Origin of the sequence: Halothiobacillus sp. DCM-1, from assembly GCF_045689735.1 — a bacterium.
In the GTDB taxonomy this organism is placed as follows: Bacteria; Pseudomonadota; Gammaproteobacteria; order Halothiobacillales; family Halothiobacillaceae; genus Halothiobacillus.
Window position 1 is genome coordinate 1,324,029 of sequence record NZ_CP142685.1, and the last position, 22,334, is coordinate 1,346,362.

The following is a 22,334-nucleotide window of genomic DNA, read 5'->3' on the forward strand; positions in this document are numbered from 1 at the left end:
AATCATGGGATTTTTTCACAGGCTCCGCGAACGCTCCGGCTGGTGGCTGATGCTGTGGCTGACCTGGCTGGTGCTGAGTAACAGTCTTGCCCCAGGGCAACTGCTGCTGGGCGGGCTCATCAGCGCCCTGATCACCGGCTGGATGCCCCGGTTCGAACAACCCCCGCTGCGGATTCGCCATTTCCCCCGCCTGCTTGCCTACGGGGGCTTGCTTCTGTGGGACATCCTGCGCGCCAACCTCACTGTCGCCCGGCAAGTCCTGGGGCCGGTCGCCGCGCTGCAACCCGCCTTCCTCGACATTCCGCTGAGCGCGCAACACCCGCTGGTCATCAGCCTGTTTGCCAGCACGATCACCCTCACACCCGGCACGGTGTCTTGCGAATTATCCGCCGATGGCCGATCCCTGCGCGTGCATGCCCTGCATAGCCCAGATCCGGCCGCTGACATCCACACGCTGAAAACCCGCTATGAGGACCGCCTGCGCGCCATCTTCGAACCAGTCGCCGGAGAGACGGCATGATCGCCCTCGCCCTAGCCATCGGCCTTGCCCTGGTTGGTCTGGCGCTGCTGTTTTCGCTGCTCCGGCTCTGGCGCGGGCCGACGCTCCCCGATCGCATCCTCGCGCTCGACACCCTCTCCCTCAATGCGATTGCCCTGATCGTGCTGTTCAGCCTGTGGGTCGGCAATGCGTTATACCTCGTCGCCGCCCTGCTCCTGGCGGTTCTGGGGTTCATCAGCACCGTCGCCCTGAGTCAGTTCAGCCTGCGCCAGCGGGTCATCGAACCGAGCGATCACGAATCCCCGCCCACTTCCGTGCCACGCCATGACTGAGTTCTTGCTCTCCGGGCTGATCGCCCTGTTGATCCTGATCGGCAGCGGTTTCGTCCTGCTGGGTTCCTTCGGCCTGCTCAAACTGCCCAATCTGCACATGCGCCTGCACGCGCCGACCAAGGCGGCCACGCTGGGGCTGACCGCGCTCCTACTGGCCTCGGCCTTGTGGTTTTCCTGGAGCGAACATCGGCTCGTCGTCTATGAGTGGCTGATCATTGTGTTTCTGTGGCTCACCGCGCCGATCAGCGCCCTGCTGATCGCGAGCGCCGCCCGTGGCCGCAAGCCCCCGGCAACCGAGGATACGGATTCGGATCGACCCTGCTAACATCTGCGCACCCGATTGCGCCGGAATCTCTGCCATGCCCATGTCCCACACCAGCGCCCGCGCCGATGAACTGATCAAATTCAACCAGTTATCCGATCAATGGTGGGATGAGCACGGTGCTTTCGCCGCATTGCATGCCATCAATCCGCTGCGTCTGTCCTTCATTCAATCCCACACTGCACTCGCCGGCGAGCGGGCGCTGGATGTCGGCTGCGGCGGGGGGATTTTGAGCGAGGCGCTGGCTGCGGCCGGTGCCGAAGTGACTGCGCTCGATCTCGCCGCCGATGCGCTCACCGCGGCCCGTGCCCATGCCGAAGAACAGGGGCTGTGCATCGATTACCGCTTGGCGGACATCCTCGAATTCGCCGAGGAACACGCGGGCGAATTTCCCGTGGTGAGTTGCATGGAAATGCTCGAACATGTCGATGAGCCCGAGCGCATCGTCGCCGCGCTCGGCAAGACCGTCGCCCCCGGCGGCTGGGTGTTTTTATCGACGCTCAACCGCAACCCGAAATCCTGGCTGTTCGGCATCGTCGCGGCGGAATACCTGTTCAAACTCGTCCCACGCGGTACCCACGACCACCGCCGGTTCATCACCCCCGCCGAACTCGCCCAGATGGCACGCGCAGCCGGACTCACCCCGGTCGCAGTCACCGGCATCACCTACAACCCACTCACCCGCCAATACGCGCTCAACCCCCGCGATCTGGCGGTGAACTACCTGATGGCCTGCCGCCGTGCCCTGGATTAACCGCCCCAGCCAACCGCTGCGCGCCGTACTGTTCGATCTGGACGGCACCCTGCTCGACACCGCGCCCGATATGGCGCAGGCGCTCAACCGGCTGCGGCTGGAATGCAATCGCCCGCCGTTGCCGTTTGCCCTGATCCGCCCTCAGGTCTCCAATGGCGCCCGCGGCTTGCTGGAACTCGGTTTCAACCTTCGACCCGGCGAGACCGGTTTCGAGATTCTGCGCGACCGCTTTCTCCAGCTTTACCGGCAGGATCTTGCCAGCGAAACCCGGCTGTTCGACGAACTGCATGGCGTGCTCGATCAGCTCGAACAGCGCGGGCTGCCCTGGGGCATCGTCACCAATAAACCGGGATTCCTCACCCGCCAGCTCTTGCACGAGCTCGGCATGGCGCCCGCCGTCGTGGTTTCCGGCGATGATCTGCCCCGGCGCAAACCCTTCCCGGATCAACTCCTGCACGCAGCGCAACGGCTCCAGCTACCGGCTGCGGCGATTGCCTATGTCGGCGATCACGAACGGGACATCGAAGCCAGCCGCGCCGCCGAGATGCCCGCCATCGCCGCGCGCTGGGGGTATCTCGATGGCGAACGCCCGATCGAGGACTGGCAGGCTGGCGCCATCGCCGATCACCCCGCCGACCTGCGTTCGCTGATTTTTCTGGAACCCGCCGCATGACCCTCGCCGTATTGCGCTTTCTGCCCTGGCGCGTACCGGCGCATGGCGCGCCCCTCACCGGCACGCCGCCGGGCTTTGCAGATTTGATGACCGAAGCGCGGGCGCAAATCGAGCACTTCCGGCCGCGCCCCCGCCCGGCCGATCCCGCTCAGCGCGCCCAGATCGATGGCCTGATTACAGCGCTGTGGCTACTCGATGGCTTTCTGAGCGCAGGAACGGACATCGCCGCAGGAAGAATTCCCCGCCTGAGTGGGGATGAATGCCGCGACTACGGCATCACCCCGGAGCACTTCGCCCAACGCCGGGTGGATTTTCTCTGGCGACGCTACACCGAATTTCAACTGCGCCGCTGCCGAAACCTGCTGCAAGCCGCCGCACCGCTCGGCAAACCCTGGCTGCGGGGCGCACGGTTCCGCCTGTGCATTGCCCGCACCGAACAGGTATTGCGCCGCCTGCAACTCGACCCGGCGCTGGCTTATACCGGGGCGTTCCCGGCATCCTTCTGGGCCCGACTAACCGCCGCCGCCCGCATCGCTTGGCGCGTACTCAGCAAACGGCGCTGAACGCGGGTTTAACAGGCTGATGAAAAGAGTTTTTCAACGGCCTGTTAACTAGACGCTGAACTCGGCGTGCGGGTCTTCATCGCCGCATACCAAGGGGCAAATCCGGGGCTTGCGGCCTCCGCGAGCTGAATCGTGACCAAACCATCGGTAGCGCGCAGCACCGCGAACACGGCCAGGTCGGCAAGATCCGGCGCATCCCTACCATGGAATGCCCGCCCCGCCAGCCCCTGATCCACCCAATGGCGGATCGCAGCCTGCAAGGCGGCGGGCGCATCGCTAATCCCCCGCGCCTGCGCCTTTTTGGGCGCCGAGCGCGACATCGCCACCGCGCCGCCCAAACGCACGAAACAGCGCTTGATCGGCGAGAAACCGGAAGTACGCAACACCCGGCCAAAGGTTTTCCAGGAAGTCAGGAAATTTTTGTGGATGATGGGCGGCAGCAAAAACACCAATTGCTGATCCACCCAAGTCCGCCACTGCGCCGCGTCCTCCGTGACCGGCAGCTTCGCGTAGCGTTCATTGAGATAGTCCACGATGACCGAGGATTCTTTGATCACCTCGCCGTCATCGACCAGCACCGGCACCTGCTTCAAGCCGAGCGGCTTGAGTTCTTCCGAGGTCATTGGATTGACCTCGATGATCCGATAAGGGATTTTGGCATAGTGCAGCAATGCCTTGACTTTCCAGCAAAAAGGGCAAGATTCGAACTGATAGAGCGTCAACATGAGCCAGGTTCCTCCGCACAAGATGGCCAACCCGGTCATTGTAATCGACAGGCTGCAGGCGCACCCTGCTCTTGAGGTACAATGCTAGCCCCTTTGACGAGAAGCCGATCACCATGACGCAGCCTGCCGTTCCCGATGACACGCCATTAACCTACGCCGCCGCCGGGGTGGATATTGACGCGGGCGATGCGCTGGTCGAGCGCATCAAACCAGCCGTCAAGCGCACCCAGCGGCCGGAAGTCATCGGCGGTCTGGGCGGGTTTGGCGGCCTGTTCGCGCTGGGCAATCGCTACAAAGACCCGGTGCTGGTTTCGGGCACGGATGGCGTCGGTACCAAGCTGCGCCTGGCCATCGACCTCGGGCGGCATGACACCATCGGGATCGATCTCGTCGCCATGTGCGTCAATGACATCGTGGTCACCGGTGCCGAGCCGCTGTTCTTTCTCGATTATTACGCCACGGCCAAACTGGAGGTCGAAGTGGCGGCGCGGGTCGTGACCGGCATCGCGGAAGGCTGCCTGCAAGCCGGCTGCGCGCTGATCGGCGGAGAAACGGCCGAAATGCCCGGAATGTACCATTCCGGCGATTACGATCTGGCCGGTTTTGCCGTGGGCGTGGTCGAACGCAGCGAGATGATCGACGGCAGCCAGGTGCGCGCAGGCGATGTGCTGATCGCCTTACCCTCCTCGGGACCGCATTCCAACGGTTACTCGTTGATTCGCAAGATCATCGACCGCGCCCGCCCCGATTTTTCCGCCCCCCTCGCCGATGGCCGCCCCTTCATCGACCATGTGCTCGCCCCGACCCGGATCTACACCAAAACCGTGCTCCGGCTGCGCAAATCGACCCCGATCCATGCCCTGGCGCACATCACCGGCGGTGGGCTGACCGACAACCTGCCGCGCGTCTATGGCGATGGCCTCTGCGCCGTGATTGATACCGCAAGCTGGCAACCGCCTGAAATCTTCGGCTGGCTCGAACAGGCTGGCCGCGTACCCACCACCGAGATGCGGCGCACCTTCAACCTGGGTGTGGGCATGGTCGTGATCGTCGCCGCCGATGCAGCCGAGCAGGCGCTGGCTGGCTTGCGGGCGGCGGGCGAAGCCGCCTGGGTGCTGGGCGAGATGCAGGCACGCGGCAGCCGCGACGCCGTCGTTTACCGCTAACCCGTCATGGCGCAACCAGCACCGGCACGCCTGTGCGTGTTGATCTCGGGCAGTGGCTCGAATCTTCAGGCCATCCTCGACGCCTGTCGTGACGGCCAGTTGCCAGCCGAGGTGGTGTGCGTTCTCAGCAACCGCGCCGATGCCTATGGTCTGGCGCGCGCGCGCGCGGCGGGGGTTGAGACCGCATGGATCGATCACCGGGCATTCCCGGATCGAGCCGCCTTCGATGCCGCACTGGCCGAACGCATCGACGCCGCACAGCCAGACTGGATCGTCCTGGCCGGTTTTATGCGCATTCTGACCGAAGGCTTCGTGACCCGTTTTCTCGGGCGGCTGATCAACATCCACCCCTCGTTGCTGCCGAAATATCCCGGACTCGATACCCATGCGCGCGCACTGGCGGCGGGCGATGCCGAACATGGCGCCACCGTGCACTTTGTCACCCCCACGGTCGATGCGGGTCCGCCGATCATTCAAGGGGTGCTCGGTTTAACCGCCGCCGATACACCCGACAGCGTCAAGGCGCGGGTGCATGCCTTGGAACACCGCATCTATCCCGAGGCGCTGCGGCTGTTGATCGACGGCGCGGTGCGGTTTGACGCCGGACAGGCACTTTGGCGGGACGGTCGCCGGACGCCCGTTCAAGTTCGGGAAACCGATACCCTGCCCGTCGCGTCCCCAACGCCGCTCGCTCAAGCCGCCGGAAATACCCCGGTCGATAAGTAACGATCGCCCCGATCACAGACGATTGTGACGATGACCGCTAGAGGGTTTTCCTGGGCAATGCGCAGCGCCACCGCCATCGCGCCCCCTGAAGAAATCCCGGCCAGAATCCCTTCCCGGCGTGCGAGCTGGCGCGTGGTTTCTTCGGCCGTCGGCTGGTCGATGTCCACCACCCGATCCACCACCTCAGGCCGATAAATTTTCGGCAGATAGGCCGCAGGCCAGCGCCGAATGCCGGGAATTTGCGCCCCATCGGCCGGCTGTACGCCGACAATCTGCACCGCCGGATTCTGCGATTTGAGGAACTGCCCTGTGCCCACGATCGTTCCGGTCGTGCCCATCGCCGACACGAAATGGGTGATCCGTCCCTCGGTATCGCGCCAGATTTCCGGCCCCGTCGTCGCAAAGTGCGCCGCCGGATTATCCGCGTTACTGAACTGATCGAGCACCACGCCCTCACCGCGCGTCGCCATCTGGGTTGCCAGATCCCGCGCGCCTTCCATCCCGGCAGCTTTCGGCACCAGAATCAGCTCCGCGCCGTAGGCCGCCATCGATTGCCGCCGTTCCAGCGACATGTTGTCCGGCATGATCAGCGTCATCTTCAGCCCCAGGGTGGCCGCCACCATCGCCAGCGCGATGCCGGTATTGCCGGAAGTCGCCTCGATCAGCCGATCGCCGGGGCGAATCGTCCCGCGCTGGAGCGCCGAACGGATCATGTGCAGCGCCGGACGATCCTTGACCGACCCGGCCGGGTTATTACCCTCCAACTTGGCCAAGACGGTGCCCGCGCCCAGCCCAGCGAGGCGCGCGATGCGTACCAGCGGCGTGTTCCCCACCCAATCGGCTAAATCGTGTACCTGCATGTGAAGAATCCATCGGTTATCGTAGAAGTCACCGAATTGTCGCATAATCGCCCGCTCGATCTCATGGATAGACTCTAGGCATGCTTCCTCCCAGCGCTGATCTACGCTCGCTCGCTCGCCCAGCCCGCTGGCGCGCCTTATCGGGTCAGTTCACGGCGCATTGGCCGTTGTTGCTGGGGGTTGTCCTCGGTCTGCCCGTCGCCTCGGCACTCTTGCCAGCCCATTGCAGCCCATGGATTTCGCTGGGCTGCGGTATCTTGTGGCTGCTGCTCTGGCTTGGCCTCTGGTGGCAATGGCAAACCCGGCACACCCGGCCAGATTTTCGGCGGATGGCGCGCATTTCCGGTCAGCAGATTGCGGAAATCAACCAGAACTGGATCACCCCGCTCGGCCATATCCGCGCCGCCACGGATGCCCTGGCCGTAACCAACGAACAGGCCGGCATCCACGAACGGCTCACCCCGGAACTCGCCATCATTCGCGCGGCCAATGCGGAACTGCGGCTCGCCGTGGAAAATGTGCTCGATTACTACGAGGCCACCACCGGACGGCTCAAAGCCACGCCCCGCAAGACGGATATCCGCCTGCAAATCGAAGATGTGGTGGCCGAATGGCAAATTCCCGCACAACCTCGGGTCGGGCTGATTCAGTACATCTGTTTCCAGGATATGCCAGAGCACATCGAAGTGGACACCCGGTTACTTCGCCGTCTGCTCGATAACCTGCTGATGCAGCTTTTGGTCGAACCCAACCTGACCGACTGCTGTGTCACGCTGCTGGAATGTGAGCCCGATCAAACTGCTGCAACGGACATCCCCCATTTCGAACTCATCATCGATGGCCGTCCACCCGCAGGGCGACAGGGATTCGGCGAACGATCCCCCGAACAGGATGCCCGCCGCCCGCCCGATAATCCCTTATTGATGGGCAATGCGCTCTCCCTGTGGTTGATCGATCAATTCACCGCGCTCCTGAACGGCCGTCTGACGCAGGGCGCCACGCGGGCCGACCGGGTCGGCTTCCGGCTGCAATTTCCGGCACATATCCTCACCCCGCATCAACCGGAGCACCCCTGGCTGGAGGGGGTTCGCTGTGCCGTTCTCACCGAATCCACGCTGCATGCCCAGGCGTGGCGCGGCCAGCTCTCCGCGCTCGGCGCGGATCTCGTGCTCGACCCGATCAACCAGAGTGGGGGCGCCCATCCTCCGCTCGATTGCCTGTTTCTCGACAGCGCCCAATGGCATGTGTTGAGTACGGCGCATGTCGGCTGGTTTAACCAGATGGCGAAAAACACGCGCATCATCGGCCTGTGTAGCCAACTCTCCCTGCGCGGCCGGCCACAACAACCGCTGGAATGGGCGGAATTCACCCTGCCGCTGTTTATTCGCCAGCGGGTGCTGCAAACCCTGTTACCGCGGATCGTGCATGCCCAAAGCCCCTTGCCAGTGATCCCGGCCACACGGCCACAGTCCGCGCCGCGCGCCGCCACGCCGGGGCTGCCCTCGTTCAGCGGCCGCACCGCCCTGGTGATCGATGATGACCGCATTTACCGGGCGCACCTGATCAACCTGCTCAAACAACTCGGCGTGGATGTCCTCATCGCCGCCGATGGCAAAACCGGGATTTCCACCGCCGAACATGCCGATCTCGATCTCATCCTGACCGATATGCACCTACCGGACATTCTGGGTACGGGCATTGTCCGCATGGTGCGTAAACAGCCCCGCCATCTGCACACGCCGATCATCGCGATCACCGCAAATATCCAGACCTCCGTGCATCAAGCCCTGCTCGATACCGGCGCCGACATGGTGCTCGGCAAACCGATTTCGCTCGGCGAACTCATCAATGCGATCAGCCAGTTTTTTGCACCGACCCTGCAGGAACCCCCCGCCCAACCGCTGGCGGAGATCAAAACCGATGAGGTGCTCGATGCCCTGCTCTGTGACGAGCTGCCCATCTATCGGCAACACCTGCTGCAACCGCACGATGAACCGAGCGAACTGCGGCATCTGGCGCACAAACTGCGCGGCGCAGCCGCCTGCTGCCAGGCACGCCAGCTACAGACCCTGGCCGGGCAGCTCGAAGATCAACTCGGCAGCAGCACATTCGACCCCGTGTATGTCTCCCAGCTTCAAACCCAGCTCGTCCACACCATCGATCAGACCTTGCGGGAACGGCATTGCGCTGCACAACGCAAGCCATTAAAAATTTAACGCAATAATAAAAATTTTCGTCAGATGGCTGTCCAATAATCTTTATATGCTTGGGCACCTGACTTCCCGCATGGTCGCTGAACAAGGAACATTGCCCGGATGGCACTTTCTAATGAAATTCTTGCCGCGCTGAACCATCCGGTGCTGGTCATTGATGAACAGAATGTGTTGGTGTTCATCAATGACCAGGCTCGGCAGATACTGGGCTTGCCCCGCAGCGAGCCACTCAGCCTCTCAGCCGCCTTGAAACCGCTCGCCCGGGCAAATGGCCGCCCCGTCCAGCCGGACGATTTCAACACCCCAAGCCCGCTCGCCGTGCGAACGCACCCGGACTCCGCGCGCGAACAGGCGTTCGAATTGCGCTGCACGCGCTTGAGCGACGGCGGTCGCTGCCTCGAACTCCTACCCGCACCGCAGCATGCGGGCGTCCCGCTGGACGCACTGACCGGGCTGATGGAACGCGGCCAGATGCTCAGCCTGATCGGGATGAAGCGCCAACGCGGCAAAGGCGCGCTCGTCCTGATCGACATCGACCGGCTGAAGATCATCAACGATTATCTCGGCTACCACACGGGCGATCGCGTGATCCACGAACTCGGGCACGCGTTTCGTCGCCAACTCCCGCCTGAAGTCCTGCTCGCCCGCTGGAGCGGCCATGAATTCATGGCGCTGGTGCCGGAAACCCTGATTGCCCGAACCGCAGAGATTGCCGATCAATTCAATCACATCGCGCATACCCTGCCCCTAGCGAAAGAGCTCAATTTACCCGGCGGTCAACTCAGTTTGAGCGTGGGGTTCACGCGCTTTGCCGCAGAACACAGCCACGATGCGGCGCGCGATCCGCTTACCGAGGTAAATGCCGCCGTGTACGAGGCCAAACGCGCCGGCAGAAACCGTAGTATCGACGCGCAGCATTTGAGCCGCCCGTCGATCTACATCACCGGCGGCACCCTGGAAACTGCTTTGGTGGAAGAACGCATTCTGGCGGCGGTTCAACCCATCGTCGATCTCAAAACCCGGCAAATCGTGGCGGATGAATCCCTCGCCCGGATGGTCACGCCGGAGGGGCGCATCATCGCGGCCGGCGAGTTCATCGAGGCGGCCTCCGCCTTGCAACTCGCGCACCGTATCGACCACCGCATCATCAAGCAAACGATCAATTACTGCGTCACCAGCCATTTTTCGTTGCCGCGCGCCCATTTCGTCAACATCTCCGGTGATTTTCTGCGTCATCCCGAGCTGATCGACGATGTCATCGTCACCGCCATGACCGCCTGCGGTTGCACCCACCCGGATCAACCGGGCGATCGCAAAGTGAAACCACTGGTCATCGAGATGACGGAACGCGAGCTGGTGTATGACATCGCCGAAGCATTCACCAGCCTCAAACCTCTGGTCGATTTCGGTCTCCGGCTCGCGCTGGATGATTTTGGCAGTGGCTATTCCTCGTATCGCTACCTGCTCGATCTGCCTTTCCACTTCCTCAAAATCGAGGGCGAACTGGTGCGGCATGTCACCACCAACCCCAAGGCGCGCAAAATCGTCCAGCATATCCAGCAGATGGCGAGCGATATGGAACTCACCACCGTGGCCGAATTCATCGGCGACGAAGCGACCGCCCAATGTCTCGCCGACATGGGCGTGGATTGGGGACAAGGGTTCTACCTAGGCAAACCGGAACTGATCCACAATCCGTTCTCGCCAGAACCCACCACGCGGCAACTGTGGCAGGGCATCGCCCGATAACGCGTCATGCGCTTGACCCTACCCGCTTTCAGCCACCACCTCACCCGCCCCCTTCCTTTGTCCCGCCGCTGGCAACGCGGATTGCTCGGGCTCCTCCTGCTGCTCCTGTTCTGGACATCCCTGGGCTGGTGGCTGCCCGCCCTGCTGACGCCGCGGCTGAGTGCGCTGGCGAGCGCGCAATTGGGCACGCCCGTCCATATCGGCCGCATCACGCTGCTTCCCTGGATGCTGCGCGTGGAAATCGACCAACTGCAGATCGGCGAGACCGCCGCCCCGGTGCTCAGTCTGAACCGTGCCGTGCTGGATCTCTCCGCCCGCAGCCTCTGGGATCGAGCACCGGTGCTCGATGCCGTCCAACTGGTCGATCCCGTCCTGCATCTGGCGCAATCAGCGGACGGGCAATGGAATATCACCCCGCTGTTGGCACGGTTTTCCCACCCAACGACCCCGCCGCCTTCGTCGAGCACGCCGCCGCTGTTCTCCGTAAACAACGCGGCGCTGATCAATGGCCAGATTCTCCTCGAGGATGCCAAGGCCGGTGTCGTCCACCACATCGACGACCTCAATCTCGTCCTGCCCCGCCTGAGCAGCCTCCCCGGGGAAGAATACCTGCCCGCCTTGCCCCGCTTGAGCGCCCGGGTCGATGGCAGCGCGCTGGCACTGCAGGCGCGCAGCGCGGTGTTTGTTCCGGGCAGCCCGACGCATGTGGCGCTTGCCTGGCAAGGGATTGATTTAGCGAAACTCCTGACCGGGCTGGCACCCTATTTACCCCCCAATCTACCGGTGACACTCCAGCAAGGCCAATTGGGTGCCACCCTGCAGATCAATAGCCAACAGGCCAACCCGGCAAATCCTGCGGGCATGCTGGCGATCGACGGGTCGATCCAGCTCGACCAATTGGCCTTGACGGCGCCCGCAGATGGCGTGACGCAACAACTCGCCCGCGTGCAAATGAACGGGCTCTCAGTCGATGTGCCCGCACGCCGGATGCATCTGGTTGCGCTCACACTCGATACGCCGCAAACCACCATCGACCTATCCACGCTGCTCAAACAGCGAACCGGTGCCGCGCCCTCACCCAGTCCAGGCGCTGCCGCCCCAACCAACGCACCAGGCCAATCCCCCGCAACTGCAACCAACGACGCCCCGCCAACGAGCGCGCCATCAACCAGCGCCCCGGCGAATCCGACCCCGCCGCCCTGGCAATGGGCGATCGATCAAATCCAGCTAAGCCAAGGGCAACTCATCCTGCAACACCCCGGCTGGTCGCAGCCGCACGGTTGGCAGCAACTCAATGCCACACTGGTGCAAGTGCATGATCCGGCCAGCAGTACGCTGCCCACGGCCTTGACGCTCACCGGACAAACCACCGATGCCACCCCCGCCACCCTCGCCCTCAACGGCGCATTCACCTGGGGAACCGCACCGCGCATCGAATTGACGCGCACCCAACTGACGCGTTTCAACCTCGCCGACTGGCTGCGTCCTTGGGCCAGTGCGCTGCCGGTTGACCTGACCTCCGCCACGCTGACGACCGAGGCCAGCGCCCGCTGGCAACCGGCGGCTTGGCGCGTGATGAATGGCCGGATCGTGCTAAATGATCTGCATCTGCGCCCGCGGCAAGGCCCGGCGTCCAGTGGCTCTTCACCCGCTGGGATGGCCTGCCAGACGCTTACGATCGCGGGCATTCAGGCCGAGGCCGCTGCGGCCGCACCGGCCGTGCAGGTGGGGGAAATCACCGCCGACCAACTGGCGCTGCACCTCACCCGCAATCGTCGCGGCGAATGGACGCCATTCTCCCCGCCGACCCCCGCCTCCACCGCGCGCGCTGCCCCGGTCTCCAAGACGAAGCGTAAACGCAACAGCGCTGCGGTCGAATCCACGGCAGCCGCCCCTGCCCCCCAAAGGCCGCAGATCGAGCTGGCGAAAGTCGTTTGCCGTGACTGCGCCGTCACCCTCACCGATGAGTCGGTTCAACCCCCAACCCGGCTCGGGCTGAAAACGGTTAACCTCACCGCCGACCAGATCGACCCGGCTCGACTCAACCGCCCGATTCCCTTCACCCTGCAGGCGCAGAGCCTCACCCAGGGCAAACTCTCGCTGGCCGGCAACCTGCAACCCAAACCCTTGTCGCTTAAGGCCAAGGTTGCGGTCGATCACTTGCAGCTGGCGCCGATTCAGCCTTATCTCAATCCGTATGTGAATATCCGCCTGCAATCGGCCGCCCTCTCGACCGACGGGACACTGGAACTCAGCGGCACAGACAAAACCCCCGCCACCCAGGCGCGTTTTACCGGGAACAGCAGCCTGCAAAAAGTCTTCCTGCGGGACCGGCTCACCAACAGCCCGTTCCTGCGTTGGGAATCCCTCTCGCTGCAACGAATGGGGCTGCGCTGGACACCGGCGGAGTGGTCGGCGGATCTCGGCAGCGTGCAACTGAACCAGTTTTACGGCCGGATCATCGTCAATACCGACGGGCATCTGAATTTGAGCGATATCGTCAAATCCGAGAAAAACGAAGCCACACGCTCGGTCACCCAGGCCGCCCCCGCGCCGCAAACACTGCCGAGCGGCGAAGCAAAAGCCACACTGCCCCCGAACCCCAATCCACCGCCAAAAATCCGTTGGCAGCGCATCGCCCTGCAAGGCGGTCAGGTGGACTTTACCGACCACTTCATCAAACCCAACTACTCCGCCAAGGTCACTGATCTCACCGGCTCTGTCTCCGCGCTGGCCTGGGATCAGCCCCACGAGGCAAGCATCGCCCTAAACGGCCGGGTCGACGGCAGCGCCCCGGTCGAGATCAAGGGGCAAGCCAATCCCCTAGCGCGCCCATTGGCGCTCGACATCACCGCCGACACGCAGGGCATCGAGCTGACCCGCCTCTCAACCTACGCGGCGCGCTATGCCGGTTATGGCATCGAAAAAGGCAGCCTGTCGGCCACCCTGCATTATCAGGTCAAAGACAATGAACTCACGGCCAGCAACCACATCGTGCTCGATCAGCTCACCTTCGGCACCCCGGTCGAAAGCCCCGAAGCCACGAAATTGCCGGTGCTGCTGGCCGTCTCGCTCCTGCAGGATCGCAATGGCGTGATCGATATTGATCTGCCCATCAGTGGCACCCTCACCGATCCTGAGTTTTCCATGGGAGGCATCATCGTCAAGGTGATTGTCAATCTACTCACCAAGGCGATTACCGCCCCGTTCTCCCTGCTCGGCGCGGCCTTTGGCGGCGGGTCTGAAGATCCTGCCGTACTGCCCTTTGAACCGGGTAGTGATACCCTCGGCAGCGCGCAGACCGAACAGCTCGATAGCCTGATCAAAGCGCTGAATGACCGCCCTCAACTCAAGCTCGACATCACCGGTTTTGCCGATCCGGCGGTAGATACCGATGGGCTAAAACAGCGCGCGCTGCTGCATCGACTCAAAGAAGCCAAAGCCAAAGCCACGGATCAGCCGATCGATAGCGTGGAAATTTCCCCCGAGGACATGCCGCACTGGCTCGCCGTGGTCTACAAAAACACCAAGCTCAAAGACAAACCGAAAAACCTGGTCGGAATGAGCAAAACCCTCCCGGCCGAGGAAATGCGCCAGCGGCTATTGGCCGCCATCGACATCACGCCGCAGGCGCTGCAACAACTCGCGGATCATCGCGCCGATACTGTACGGGAATATCTCACCGCGCCCGGAAGAATCGCAGCGAATCGCGTCGGGCTCACTGCATCGCACCTTGGCACGCAAGACCAGAAAGGCAAAGGCAGCACCGCCCGGGTGCAGTTCTCGCTTCACTGAGGCAACGCTGATCTAGCAGGATGTTTAAAAGGGGCTTTTCTACCCTTTTTCAACTCGGCTGGTTCCTCCTCTTCGGCCCCTCCGACATCCCTGTCGGATGTCCTACGGGTGCGGCCTTCGATAGCGTCGCGGCGGGCTGCTAATCAGCGCTGCCCTAATGAGGCGACTTCCAACCGGCGAAAGCAGTCATGCACATGATCATTGACCAGCCCCACAGCCTGCATGTAGGCATAACACACGGTCGGACCGACGAACCGGAACCCTCGGCGTTGCAAATCCCGGCTGAGTGCCGTGCTTTCTGGCGTGACGCTGGGGCAGGCGGCATGACTCGGCCAGTCATTCTGGCGGGGCAGCCCATCGACGAATGACCAAAGGTAATGGGCAAACGAGCCAAATTCTTCGGCCACCGCCAAAAAGCAACGGGCATTGATGAGGGCACTCTCGATTTTTTTGCGATGGCGCACAATGCCCGGATTCTGCAGCAACGCTGCCACCGTAGCCTCATCGAAGGCGGCGACCGCCACCGGATCAAATTGTGCGAATGCCGCGCGGTACGCGGCACGCTTTTGCAGAATCGTGTACCAGCTCAATCCCGCCTGAGCGGTTTCCAACAGCAAAAATTCGAACAGGCGGCGATCATCCACCGTGGGCACGCCCCATTCCTCGTCGTGATAGGCGAGGTAATCCGGCTTGCGGGGATCCGCCCAGGCGCAACGCGACAGGGTCTTGGCCTCTGGATTCATCAGTCATCCAGCCTTGAGCTGCGGTCTGACAACAACTGCTGCGCCAGTTCGACCAACTTCACACCGCGCGACATGGCCTGTTGGCGTAACCAGCGGTATGCCTCTTCCTCCGGCCAATCCTTGAGCGCCATGATCCGCCCCTTCGCCCGCTCGATCAGCTTGCGCTCGGCCAGCGACTGGCGTGCCGATTCGAGTTCGTCCTGCATCGTTTGCAAATGCCGATTGCGTTCGTGCAGCACATCGAGCAGCGAGCGCCCAACGAGTTTACCCGGCTGGTCGAGGCTAGCGGCATCCAGCTCGGTGGCTTGCACATGGTAGAGACGCAGCGTCGGGAACTCGCCCGGCTCTTCCAGCGCCGCCAGTCGATCCAGCCATTCGCGCTGATCCGTCAAGGCTGCCGTAGCCCGCGCGATTTTTTGCGTACCCAATTCGGCCAGGAAATCGGTCAAGCGCTGTTCGACCGTTTGCAGGGCATCGATTCGACGGGTACAGACTTCGAACCAGACCTGCCCGAGCGCCGGATCGACGGGCGATTCTGCGGAGATTTTCGCCAGAACCTGACGAAATCGCTGCACATCCTGGCTAATCGGAGCCGATTCCAACTGATTCAGTGCCTGCACGGATGCCGCATCGGCAAACTCGGCGCACACCGCAAAGCCGCGCACCTGGCCTTCCTGCAGAAAGTGCAGCCGCTGATGCCAGGCGCTGGAGTACTGCCCCTGAGCCAACGCAATCACGCCCGCTGCCCGCTCCTGCCCCGCCAGTTCTTTGCCGTGCATAAAGTTGAACAAGGCGACCAGCGCAGCAGAAATCTCCGGATCGACCGCCGTATCGGCTGCCTCGAATACCACCGACAACAACGCGGCGATCAGATGGGTAAAGGCGGAAACCGCCGCGTGGACATCGAGGGATCGCTCACGAATGCGCTGGCGCAACCGAGGCAGGTTGTCGAGCAGCGCCGTGGCCAGCGCGAGCCGGTGCAGCAGTCGCACCCGCTCCGCAGAGCCTTCTTCACGCAGGACAAAACCGTCCCAATGGCGTCGCAGCCGATCCTCCGCCTGCGAACTGGCCGCCACCATCCCGGCCAAATCAGCGCCGAGGCGAGTCTCCGGGCTCGTCAAGTACAGGTTGGAAAAGCCCCGTTCGCGCTGCAGCGCATGCACCAGCCCGCTGATGGCACGCACCCAATCCCCGGTGATCACCAGTTGCTGCAGGGCGGCCAGCTCACTGCGTTGCGCCGCGTGTAAAAAATCAATTGCCTGAGTCATAACACTCCATGAATTACCGCCGTCCGCGTACCGCGCGGGCAACCCCGCCGGCCAGCGGTTCTGCCCGCTTTTTTTTGAGTATCGCCTGATTGTTCGGCGGGCAGCAAGCCGGATCTTGCCACCGATCCGGCTTGCCATTTTTTAGAGCATCGGAGCGCGTGCCATGCACAGCGACAAGGCAGAGCCCGCCATGAGAAATAACCAACCGATTGATTTAGTTGTATTTATAAAGGTGGCACGGGGTTTGCTTTGTTGAGTGCAGAGACTGAGGCTCTCAGGGAGATCCCCCTGAATAGCACAGACAAACGATACGAAGACAAAGGCGTCTTTTCACCGGGAGGTTCCCCGCGTGCAAAGACGCCTTTTTTATTGGGAGCAGCCTTATGAAACGCCCGCGTTTAATCGTCATCGGCAATGGCATGGCCGGTATCCGCACGGTGGAAGAGCTGTTGAAGCTCGCCCCGGATCTGTACGACATCACCGTATTCGGCGATGAGCCGTACACCAACTACAACCGCATCATGCTCTCGCCCGTGCTGGCGAAAGAACAGACGATTCCCGACATCATCCTGAACGATGAATCCTGGTACACCGACCACGGCATCACCCTGTTCAAGGGCGTGCGCGTGGCACGCATCGACCGGCCAAAACGCCAGGCCGTGACCGAAGCGGGCGACGCCTTCGACTATGACCGCGTGCTGATCGCCACCGGTTCGCGCGCTTTCATCCCGCCGCTGCCGGGGAATACGCTGGCGGGTGTCGTCGGGTTCCGCTCCATTGCCGATGTCGATACCATGCTGGCCGCTTGCCGACCCGATGGCCATGCGGTGGTGATCGGCGGCGGCTTGCTGGGTCTGGAAGCCGCGGCGGGTCTGGTCAGCCACGGCATGACGGTGACCGTTCTGCACCGCAATGGTCATGTGATGGATCGCCAGCTCGATGCCGCCGCCGGTAAGTTACTGGAACAAACCCTGATCGATCGCGGCATTCACATTCGGCTAAATGCCCATACCGTCCGGCTCAATGGTGAAACCCAGGTCACCTCCGTGACTCTGGCCGATGGCAGTGAAATCCCCGCCGATCTCGTGGTCATGGCCGCCGGCATCCGCCCGAATATGGATGTCGCCAAAGCCAGCGGCATTTACTGCGAACAGGGCATCGTGGTGGACGACACCCTGCAAACCTACGACCCGCGCGTGTATGCAGTGGGGGAATGCGTGCAGCACCGCAAAACCACTTATGGGCTGGTAGCACCGCTGTTCGAACAGGCCAAGGTCTGCGCGAACCACCTCGCGCAGTTCGGCATCGCCAAATACACCGGCTCGATGACCTCGACCAAACTCAAAGTCACCGGCGTGGATGTCTTTTCCGCCGGGGAAATCAACGCCAGCGAGGCGCATGAGGAAATCGTGCTCGCCGACGCGGCGCGGGGCGTTTACAAAAAGCTACTGCTGCGCAACAACCTCGTCGATGGCGCCGTACTCATTGGCGACACGATCGATGGTGCCTGGTATTTCCAGCTCATGCGCGACAAAACCGATGTCACGGCGCTGCGCGAGCATCTGCTATTCGGGCAGGCTCATGTGGGCGACTCTGGCCACGGCGGCAGCCACTCGCGCGTCGCCAGCCTGCCGGATTCCGCCGAAATCTGCGGCTGTAACGGCGTCTGCAAGGGCGATGTCGTTAAAGCCATCAAAGAACACAAACTCTTCACCCTCGATGAGGTGCGGGCGCACACCAAAGCCTCCGCTTCCTGCGGTTCGTGCACCGGGTTGGTGGAAGACCTGCTCGCCTCGACTCTGGGCGGCGATTACTCTGCCGCGCCCTCCGTCAAGCCGATGTGTGGCTGCACCAGCGCAACCCACGACGACATCCGCGCCGGCATCGTTCGCCATGAATTGCACGACATTCCGGCCATTTTTCAGCACTTCCGCTGGCAAACCGCCGATGGCTGCGCCAAATGCCGCCCCGCCCTCAATTACTACCTCCTCTGCGCCTGGCCAGAAACTTATCAGGACGACCCGCAATCACGGTTCATCAACGAACGGGTGCACGCCAATATCCAGAAAGATGGCACCTACTCGGTCATCCCCCGGATTTGGGGCGGGGTAACCAGCCCAGCCGAACTGCGCGCGATTGCCGATGTCGCCGAACGGCACGCCATCCCGACCGTCAAGATCACCGGTGGTCAGCGCATCGATCTGCTGGGCGTACAAAAAGAGGCGCTGCCCGCGGTCTGGAAAGATCTCTCCGAAGCCGGCTTCGTCTCCGGTCATGGCTATGGCAAGGCGCTGCGCACGGTAAAAACCTGTGTCGGCAAGGAATGGTGCCGCTTCGGTACGCAGGATTCGACCGCGCTCGGCATCGAGCTGGAACGCCAGACCTGGGGTTCCTGGATGCCGCATAAATTCAAGATGGCCGTTTCCGGCTGCCCGCGCAACTGCGCTGAAGCCACGGTGAAAGATCTGGGTGTGGTGTGCGTCGATTCCGGCTACGAGCTGCATGTCGGCGGCAATGCTGGCATCAAGGTGCGCGCCACCGATTTTCTCTGCAAGGTCAACACCGAAGCCGAGGTGATCGAATACACCTGTGCCTTCGTGCAACTGTACCGCGAAGAGGCGCACTACCTCGAACGCACGGCGCCCTGGATCGAACGCGTCGGCCTGCCCTATGTGCAACGGCGTCTGCTCGAAGATGAAGCGGGACGCAAGGCGCTGGCCGAGCGCTTCCAGATTTCCCAGCGGGTCGCACAAATCGACCCCTGGGCCGAACGCGCCGCAGGCAAAGAAGCGCACGAATTCGCCCCCGTCCTGGATCTGGCCTAAGGAGCACCCGAATGCACACCACCTGGTACCCCGTTGGCGCGCTGGACGCCATTCCCCGCCGCTCGGCCAAGGTCGTCCGGCTGCATGGCACCCCGGTCGCCATCTTCCGCACGCAGGATGACCACCTGTTCGCGCTGGAAGACCGCTGCCCGCACAAACACGGCCCGCTGTCGCAAGGCATCGTGCATGACAACGGCGTCACCTGCCCGCTGCATAGCTGGGTGATCCGTTTCGACACCGGGCATGCCGTAGCACCGGATGTGGGTTGCACCGCGCGTTATCCGGTGCGGCTGCATCAGGCGCAGATCGAAATCGGTTACCCGCCCTTGCCGGCGCTCGACCCCAACGAACACTTGCCCCGGCTGGATGATTTTCCGGCACAGGAAACGGTGTCCGCATGAACGCGCCGGTTGCCACCACCTGTCCCTACTGCGGCGTCGGCTGTGGCGTGCTGGTCACCCGCGGCGAGGCCGGCGTGACGGTGGCGGGCGACACTACGCATCCGGCCAATCTCGGTCGGTTATGCAGCAAGGGCGCGGCGCTGGGGGAAACCGTCGATCTGCCAGATCGACTGAGTGTCCCACTCAGCCGCTCCGCCGAGGGTACCCTCGTCCCAACCGACTGGGACAGCGCCCTCGACCGGATCGCTACGGCCATTCGCCAGACCGTAGCGGAACACGGCCCCGAGGCGATCGGCCTGTATGTTTCAGGGCAGATCCTCACCGAGGATTACTACATTGCCAACAAGCTGATGAAGGGCTTTTTGGGCAGCGCGAACATCGACACCAACTCCCGCCTGTGCATGTCTTCTGCGGTCGCGGCCTATCACCGCGCGTTTGGCAGCGACACCGTGCCGGTGAGTTACGAAGATGTCGAACAGGCCGATCTGGTGATTCTGGTCGGCTCCAATCTGGCCTATGCCCACCCGGTGTTGTTCCAGCGCCTGAGCGCCGCCAAAGCCGAGCGACCGGCGATGCGCATCATTGTGATCGATCCGCGCGCCACGGCGACCGCCTCGATCGCCGACCAGCATCTGGCCATCGCGCCGGGCAGTGATGCGCTGCTATTCAACGCGCTCCTTGTTGCCATCGACCAGACGGGCGCAGTCAACGAGGCGTTTATTCAACAATCCGTCGATGGATTCGAGGAAGCGCGCGCCAGCGCCTGGGCAGAGGCCGCCGATCTCGACCGGGTGGCCGAACGCACCGGCCTGACCACCGCACAACTCACCGACTTTTTCGCTGCCTTCATCCGTACCGAACGCACCGTCACCCTCTGGTCACAGGGGCTGAATCAATCCGCCAGCGGTACGGATAAAGGCAACGCGCTCATCAACTGCCACCTCGCCACCGGGCGCGTGGGCAAACCCGGCTGCGGCCCGTTTTCCATCACCGGCCAACCCAATGCCATGGGCGGACGGGAAGTCGGCGGTCTGGCCAATATGCTCGCCGCGCATCAGGGATTCACCCCGGAAAATATCGACCGGATGCGCCGTTTCTGGGGCAGCGACACGGTCGCCACCGCCCCAGGGCTCAAGGCCGTGGATTTATTCGCCGCCGCCGCCGAGGGCAAAATCCGGTTTTTGTGGATCATCGCCACCAACCCGGCCTTCAGCCTGCCCGATAGTCACCGCGTGCGGGCGGCGCTCGCCCGCTGCCCGTTCGTGGTGCTCTCCGAATGCGTGGGCAGCACCGATACTGCCGCCTACGCCGATCTGCTGCTGCCCGCCACCGGCTGGGGCGAACGCGATGGCACGGTCACCAACTCCGAACGGCGCATCAGCCGTCAACGCGCATTTCTGCCGCCGCACGGGCAATCCCGGCACGACTGGCAGGTGCTCTGCGATGTCGCCACCCGACTGGGTTTCGGTTCTGCCTTTGCCTTTGAACACGCCTCGGATGTGTTCCGGGAATATGCCGCCCTCACCGCCTTTGAAAACGCGGGCAGTCGGGATCTCGACCTCGGCGGATTCCGCCAGCTCGACCGTGCGGCCTACGATGCCCTACCGCCCACCCGCTGGCCGATTCACGCCGATGGCAGCCAGCCAGAACCCTTTGCTGATGGCCGGTTTTTTACCGCCAACCGCCGCGCCCGGATGATCCCGATCCGCGCCCAGAGTGCCGCCTCCGCCCTGACGATTGCCATGCCGCTGCGTCTGAACACGGGTCGCCTGCGCGATCAGTGGCACGGCATGAGCCGCACCGGCGCGGTGGCCAAACTGTTCGCCCATGAACAGGAACCCACCCTGCGCACGCATCCGCAAGATGCCGCCCGATTCAAGCTGCGCGGCCATCAACTCGCCCGGGTTCGCAACCGGCAAGGGCAGTTGCTTGCCCGCGTCGTGCTCGATGACGGCCAGCGCCCCGGCAGCCTGTTTGCCCCGATGCACTGGAGCGATGGCTTCAGCCGGGATGGGCTGGTCAACGCGCTGATCGCCCCCCGGCTCGACCCGGTTTCCGGGCAACCCGAGTTCAAGACGGAAGCGGTGTGGGTCGAACCCTACCCCGCCGCCTGGTATGGCCTCGTCCTGTTGCGCCACGATGCCGTCTGCCCCCCCTTTTCGACCGCGCCGGGCGATTACGCCGCCCGCGTCACCCGTCCCGCCGGTCTGCTGCTGCATCTGGCCGGCACCGAACCCCCGGCGGCGGCGATCAGCGCCTTAAGCGACTGGCTCAGACACAGCAACCCGGCTTCGCCCGATGAAGAAATCCTGGCGTTTGCCGACCCGGCCAGCGGCCGTTACCGCCAAGCCTGGCTGCGCGGCGGGGCGTTATTCGCCCTCTGTGCGATCACCCCCGACAGCCGCGCCCCGGATACCGACTGGCTGACCGAACTGCTCGGCCAAGGCGTGCTCTCGGCCGGCGACCGGGGCGATCTGCTTGCCGGCAAACGCGCCGGTGCCGCCGATCGCGGCCCGGTGATCTGCGCCTGCTTTAGCGTCGGCAAGCAAACCCTGCTCGATGTCCTCGCCGAACATCCCGCCGCCGATGTCGCCACCCTCGGTGCCTGCACCCAGGCGGGCACCAACTGCGGCGCCTGCATCCCCGAACTCAAAGCCCTGCTGGCCGCCCACGCGGTGGCCGCTTCTGTGACCGACGCGCCCAGCGCGCAAGGAGCCTGA

At 63.2% G+C, this 22,334-nt stretch carries 18 protein-coding genes; 14 read left to right on the plus strand and 4 right to left on the minus strand.

The window, feature by feature from the left end:
* Positions 1-4: 4 nt before the first annotated feature.
* The 6 genes from VOI35_RS06245 to VOI35_RS06270 are packed head-to-tail and all read left to right on the plus strand — an operon-like array spanning position 5 to position 3,143.
* On the plus strand, positions 5-520 hold the full coding sequence (locus VOI35_RS06245; RefSeq protein WP_407275209.1) for a Na+/H+ antiporter subunit E: 516 nt from the start codon (positions 5-7) through the stop codon (positions 518-520).
* Entirely contained in the window at positions 517-831 is a 315-nt protein-coding gene (locus tag VOI35_RS06250) for a K+/H+ antiporter subunit F (protein ID WP_407275210.1), read from the plus strand. Before VOI35_RS06245 ends, VOI35_RS06250 begins: the two co-directional genes overlap by 4 nt.
* A complete protein-coding gene (gene mnhG, locus VOI35_RS06255) occupies positions 824-1,156 on the plus strand; it encodes a monovalent cation/H(+) antiporter subunit G (RefSeq protein WP_407275211.1) in 333 nt (110 codons plus the stop codon). The genes VOI35_RS06250 and mnhG overlap by 8 nt, the downstream gene beginning before the upstream one ends.
* A gap of 34 nt (positions 1,157-1,190) precedes the next feature.
* Positions 1,191-1,907: a bifunctional 2-polyprenyl-6-hydroxyphenol methylase/3-demethylubiquinol 3-O-methyltransferase UbiG gene (gene ubiG, locus VOI35_RS06260; protein WP_407275212.1), complete on the plus strand. Its 717-nt coding sequence runs from the start codon at positions 1,191-1,193 to the stop codon at positions 1,905-1,907.
* On the plus strand, positions 1,894-2,580 hold the full coding sequence (locus tag VOI35_RS06265) for an HAD-IA family hydrolase (protein WP_407275213.1): 687 nt from the start codon (positions 1,894-1,896) through the stop codon (positions 2,578-2,580). The genes ubiG and VOI35_RS06265 overlap by 14 nt, the downstream gene beginning before the upstream one ends.
* Entirely contained in the window at positions 2,577-3,143 is a 567-nt protein-coding gene (locus VOI35_RS06270) for a hypothetical protein (RefSeq protein ID WP_407275214.1), read from the plus strand. Before VOI35_RS06265 ends, VOI35_RS06270 begins: the two co-directional genes overlap by 4 nt.
* Positions 3,144-3,187: 44 nt before the next feature.
* Here the strand turns inward: VOI35_RS06270 and VOI35_RS06275 are convergent, their stop codons facing one another.
* Positions 3,188-3,868 carry a glutathione S-transferase N-terminal domain-containing protein gene (locus tag VOI35_RS06275; protein ID WP_407275215.1) on the minus strand — a complete coding sequence of 227 codons (681 nt, stop codon included), beginning with the start codon at positions 3,866-3,868 and terminating at the stop codon, positions 3,188-3,190.
* 113 nt (positions 3,869-3,981) lie between these two features.
* Between VOI35_RS06275 and purM the strand changes: the two genes are divergently transcribed.
* Both purM and purN read left to right on the plus strand, forming a co-directional pair.
* Positions 3,982-5,034: a phosphoribosylformylglycinamidine cyclo-ligase gene (gene purM, locus VOI35_RS06280; protein WP_407275216.1), complete on the plus strand. Its 1,053-nt coding sequence runs from the start codon at positions 3,982-3,984 to the stop codon at positions 5,032-5,034.
* Positions 5,035-5,040: 6 nt separating this feature from the next.
* Positions 5,041-5,760: a phosphoribosylglycinamide formyltransferase gene (purN, locus tag VOI35_RS06285; RefSeq protein ID WP_407275217.1), complete on the plus strand. Its 720-nt coding sequence runs from the start codon at positions 5,041-5,043 to the stop codon at positions 5,758-5,760.
* Here purN and cysM read toward each other — a convergent pair.
* Positions 5,727-6,620, minus strand: coding sequence for a cysteine synthase CysM (gene cysM, locus VOI35_RS06290; protein ID WP_407275218.1), 894 nt, complete (start codon positions 6,618-6,620; stop codon positions 5,727-5,729). The genes purN and cysM overlap by 34 nt on opposite strands.
* Positions 6,621-6,700: 80 nt before the next feature.
* Here cysM and VOI35_RS06295 point away from each other — a divergent pair, with 80 nt between their 5' ends.
* The 3 genes from VOI35_RS06295 to VOI35_RS06305 all read left to right on the plus strand — a co-directional run bounded on the left by VOI35_RS06295 (position 6,701) and on the right by VOI35_RS06305 (position 14,377).
* Complete coding sequence (locus tag VOI35_RS06295; protein ID WP_407275219.1) at positions 6,701-8,836, plus strand: response regulator; 2,136 nt, start codon at positions 6,701-6,703, stop codon at positions 8,834-8,836.
* 99 nt (positions 8,837-8,935) lie between these two features.
* Entirely contained in the window at positions 8,936-10,582 is a 1,647-nt protein-coding gene (locus VOI35_RS06300; protein ID WP_407275220.1) for an EAL domain-containing protein, read from the plus strand.
* A gap of 6 nt (positions 10,583-10,588) precedes the next feature.
* Positions 10,589-14,377: a DUF748 domain-containing protein gene (locus tag VOI35_RS06305; protein ID WP_407275221.1), complete on the plus strand. Its 3,789-nt coding sequence runs from the start codon at positions 10,589-10,591 to the stop codon at positions 14,375-14,377.
* 143 nt (positions 14,378-14,520) lie between these two features.
* Here the strand turns inward: VOI35_RS06305 and VOI35_RS06310 are convergent, their stop codons facing one another.
* Complete coding sequence (locus VOI35_RS06310) at positions 14,521-15,120, minus strand: DNA-3-methyladenine glycosylase I (RefSeq protein WP_407275222.1); 600 nt, start codon at positions 15,118-15,120, stop codon at positions 14,521-14,523.
* Positions 15,120-16,388, minus strand: coding sequence for a nitrate- and nitrite sensing domain-containing protein (locus VOI35_RS06315; RefSeq protein ID WP_407275223.1), 1,269 nt, complete (start codon positions 16,386-16,388; stop codon positions 15,120-15,122). Before VOI35_RS06315 ends, VOI35_RS06310 begins: the two co-directional genes overlap by 1 nt.
* A gap of 383 nt (positions 16,389-16,771) precedes the next feature.
* On the opposite strand from VOI35_RS06315, the gene nirB reads away from it, so the two are divergent.
* Genes nirB through VOI35_RS06330 form a run of 3 tightly spaced genes read left to right on the plus strand, consistent with a single transcriptional unit; the run spans position 16,772 to position 22,334 of the window.
* Positions 16,772-19,213 (plus strand): nitrite reductase large subunit NirB, encoded by a 2,442-nt coding sequence (nirB, locus tag VOI35_RS06320; RefSeq protein WP_407275224.1) that lies wholly within the window; start codon positions 16,772-16,774, stop codon positions 19,211-19,213.
* 11 nt (positions 19,214-19,224) lie between these two features.
* The gene (nirD, locus tag VOI35_RS06325; protein ID WP_407275225.1) at positions 19,225-19,614 is read left to right on the plus strand and encodes a nitrite reductase small subunit NirD; all 390 of its coding nucleotides are present in this window, start codon (positions 19,225-19,227) and stop codon (positions 19,612-19,614) included.
* Positions 19,611-22,334 carry a molybdopterin-dependent oxidoreductase gene (locus VOI35_RS06330; protein ID WP_407275226.1) on the plus strand — a complete coding sequence of 908 codons (2,724 nt, stop codon included), beginning with the start codon at positions 19,611-19,613 and terminating at the stop codon, positions 22,332-22,334. Before nirD ends, VOI35_RS06330 begins: the two co-directional genes overlap by 4 nt.

Bases quoted from the DNA above. Each gene is read 5' to 3' on its own strand.
- VOI35_RS06245 (WP_407275209.1), top strand. From the start codon at position 5: ATGGGATTTTTTCACAGGCTCCGCGAACGCTCCGGCTGGTGGCTGATG.
- VOI35_RS06250 (WP_407275210.1), top strand. From the start codon at position 517: ATGATCGCCCTCGCCCTAGCCATCGGCCTTGCCCTGGTTGGTCTGGCG.
- mnhG (WP_407275211.1), top strand. From the start codon at position 824: ATGACTGAGTTCTTGCTCTCCGGGCTGATCGCCCTGTTGATCCTGATC.
- ubiG (WP_407275212.1), top strand. From the start codon at position 1,191: ATGCCCATGTCCCACACCAGCGCCCGCGCCGATGAACTGATCAAATTC.
- VOI35_RS06270 (WP_407275214.1), top strand. From the start codon at position 2,577: ATGACCCTCGCCGTATTGCGCTTTCTGCCCTGGCGCGTACCGGCGCAT.
- VOI35_RS06275 (WP_407275215.1), bottom strand. From the start codon at position 3,868: ATGTTGACGCTCTATCAGTTCGAATCTTGCCCTTTTTGCTGGAAAGTC.
- purM (WP_407275216.1), top strand. From the start codon at position 3,982: ATGACGCAGCCTGCCGTTCCCGATGACACGCCATTAACCTACGCCGCC.
- purN (WP_407275217.1), top strand. From the start codon at position 5,041: ATGGCGCAACCAGCACCGGCACGCCTGTGCGTGTTGATCTCGGGCAGT.
- cysM (WP_407275218.1), bottom strand. From the start codon at position 6,620: ATGCAGGTACACGATTTAGCCGATTGGGTGGGGAACACGCCGCTGGTA.
- VOI35_RS06295 (WP_407275219.1), top strand. From the start codon at position 6,701: ATGCTTCCTCCCAGCGCTGATCTACGCTCGCTCGCTCGCCCAGCCCGC.
- VOI35_RS06300 (WP_407275220.1), top strand. From the start codon at position 8,936: ATGGCACTTTCTAATGAAATTCTTGCCGCGCTGAACCATCCGGTGCTG.
- VOI35_RS06305 (WP_407275221.1), top strand. From the start codon at position 10,589: ATGCGCTTGACCCTACCCGCTTTCAGCCACCACCTCACCCGCCCCCTT.
- VOI35_RS06310 (WP_407275222.1), bottom strand. From the start codon at position 15,120: ATGAATCCAGAGGCCAAGACCCTGTCGCGTTGCGCCTGGGCGGATCCC.
- VOI35_RS06315 (WP_407275223.1), bottom strand. From the start codon at position 16,388: ATGACTCAGGCAATTGATTTTTTACACGCGGCGCAACGCAGTGAGCTG.
- nirB (WP_407275224.1), top strand. From the start codon at position 16,772: ATGAAACGCCCGCGTTTAATCGTCATCGGCAATGGCATGGCCGGTATC.
- nirD (WP_407275225.1), top strand. From the start codon at position 19,225: ATGCACACCACCTGGTACCCCGTTGGCGCGCTGGACGCCATTCCCCGC.
- VOI35_RS06330 (WP_407275226.1), top strand. From the start codon at position 19,611: ATGAACGCGCCGGTTGCCACCACCTGTCCCTACTGCGGCGTCGGCTGT.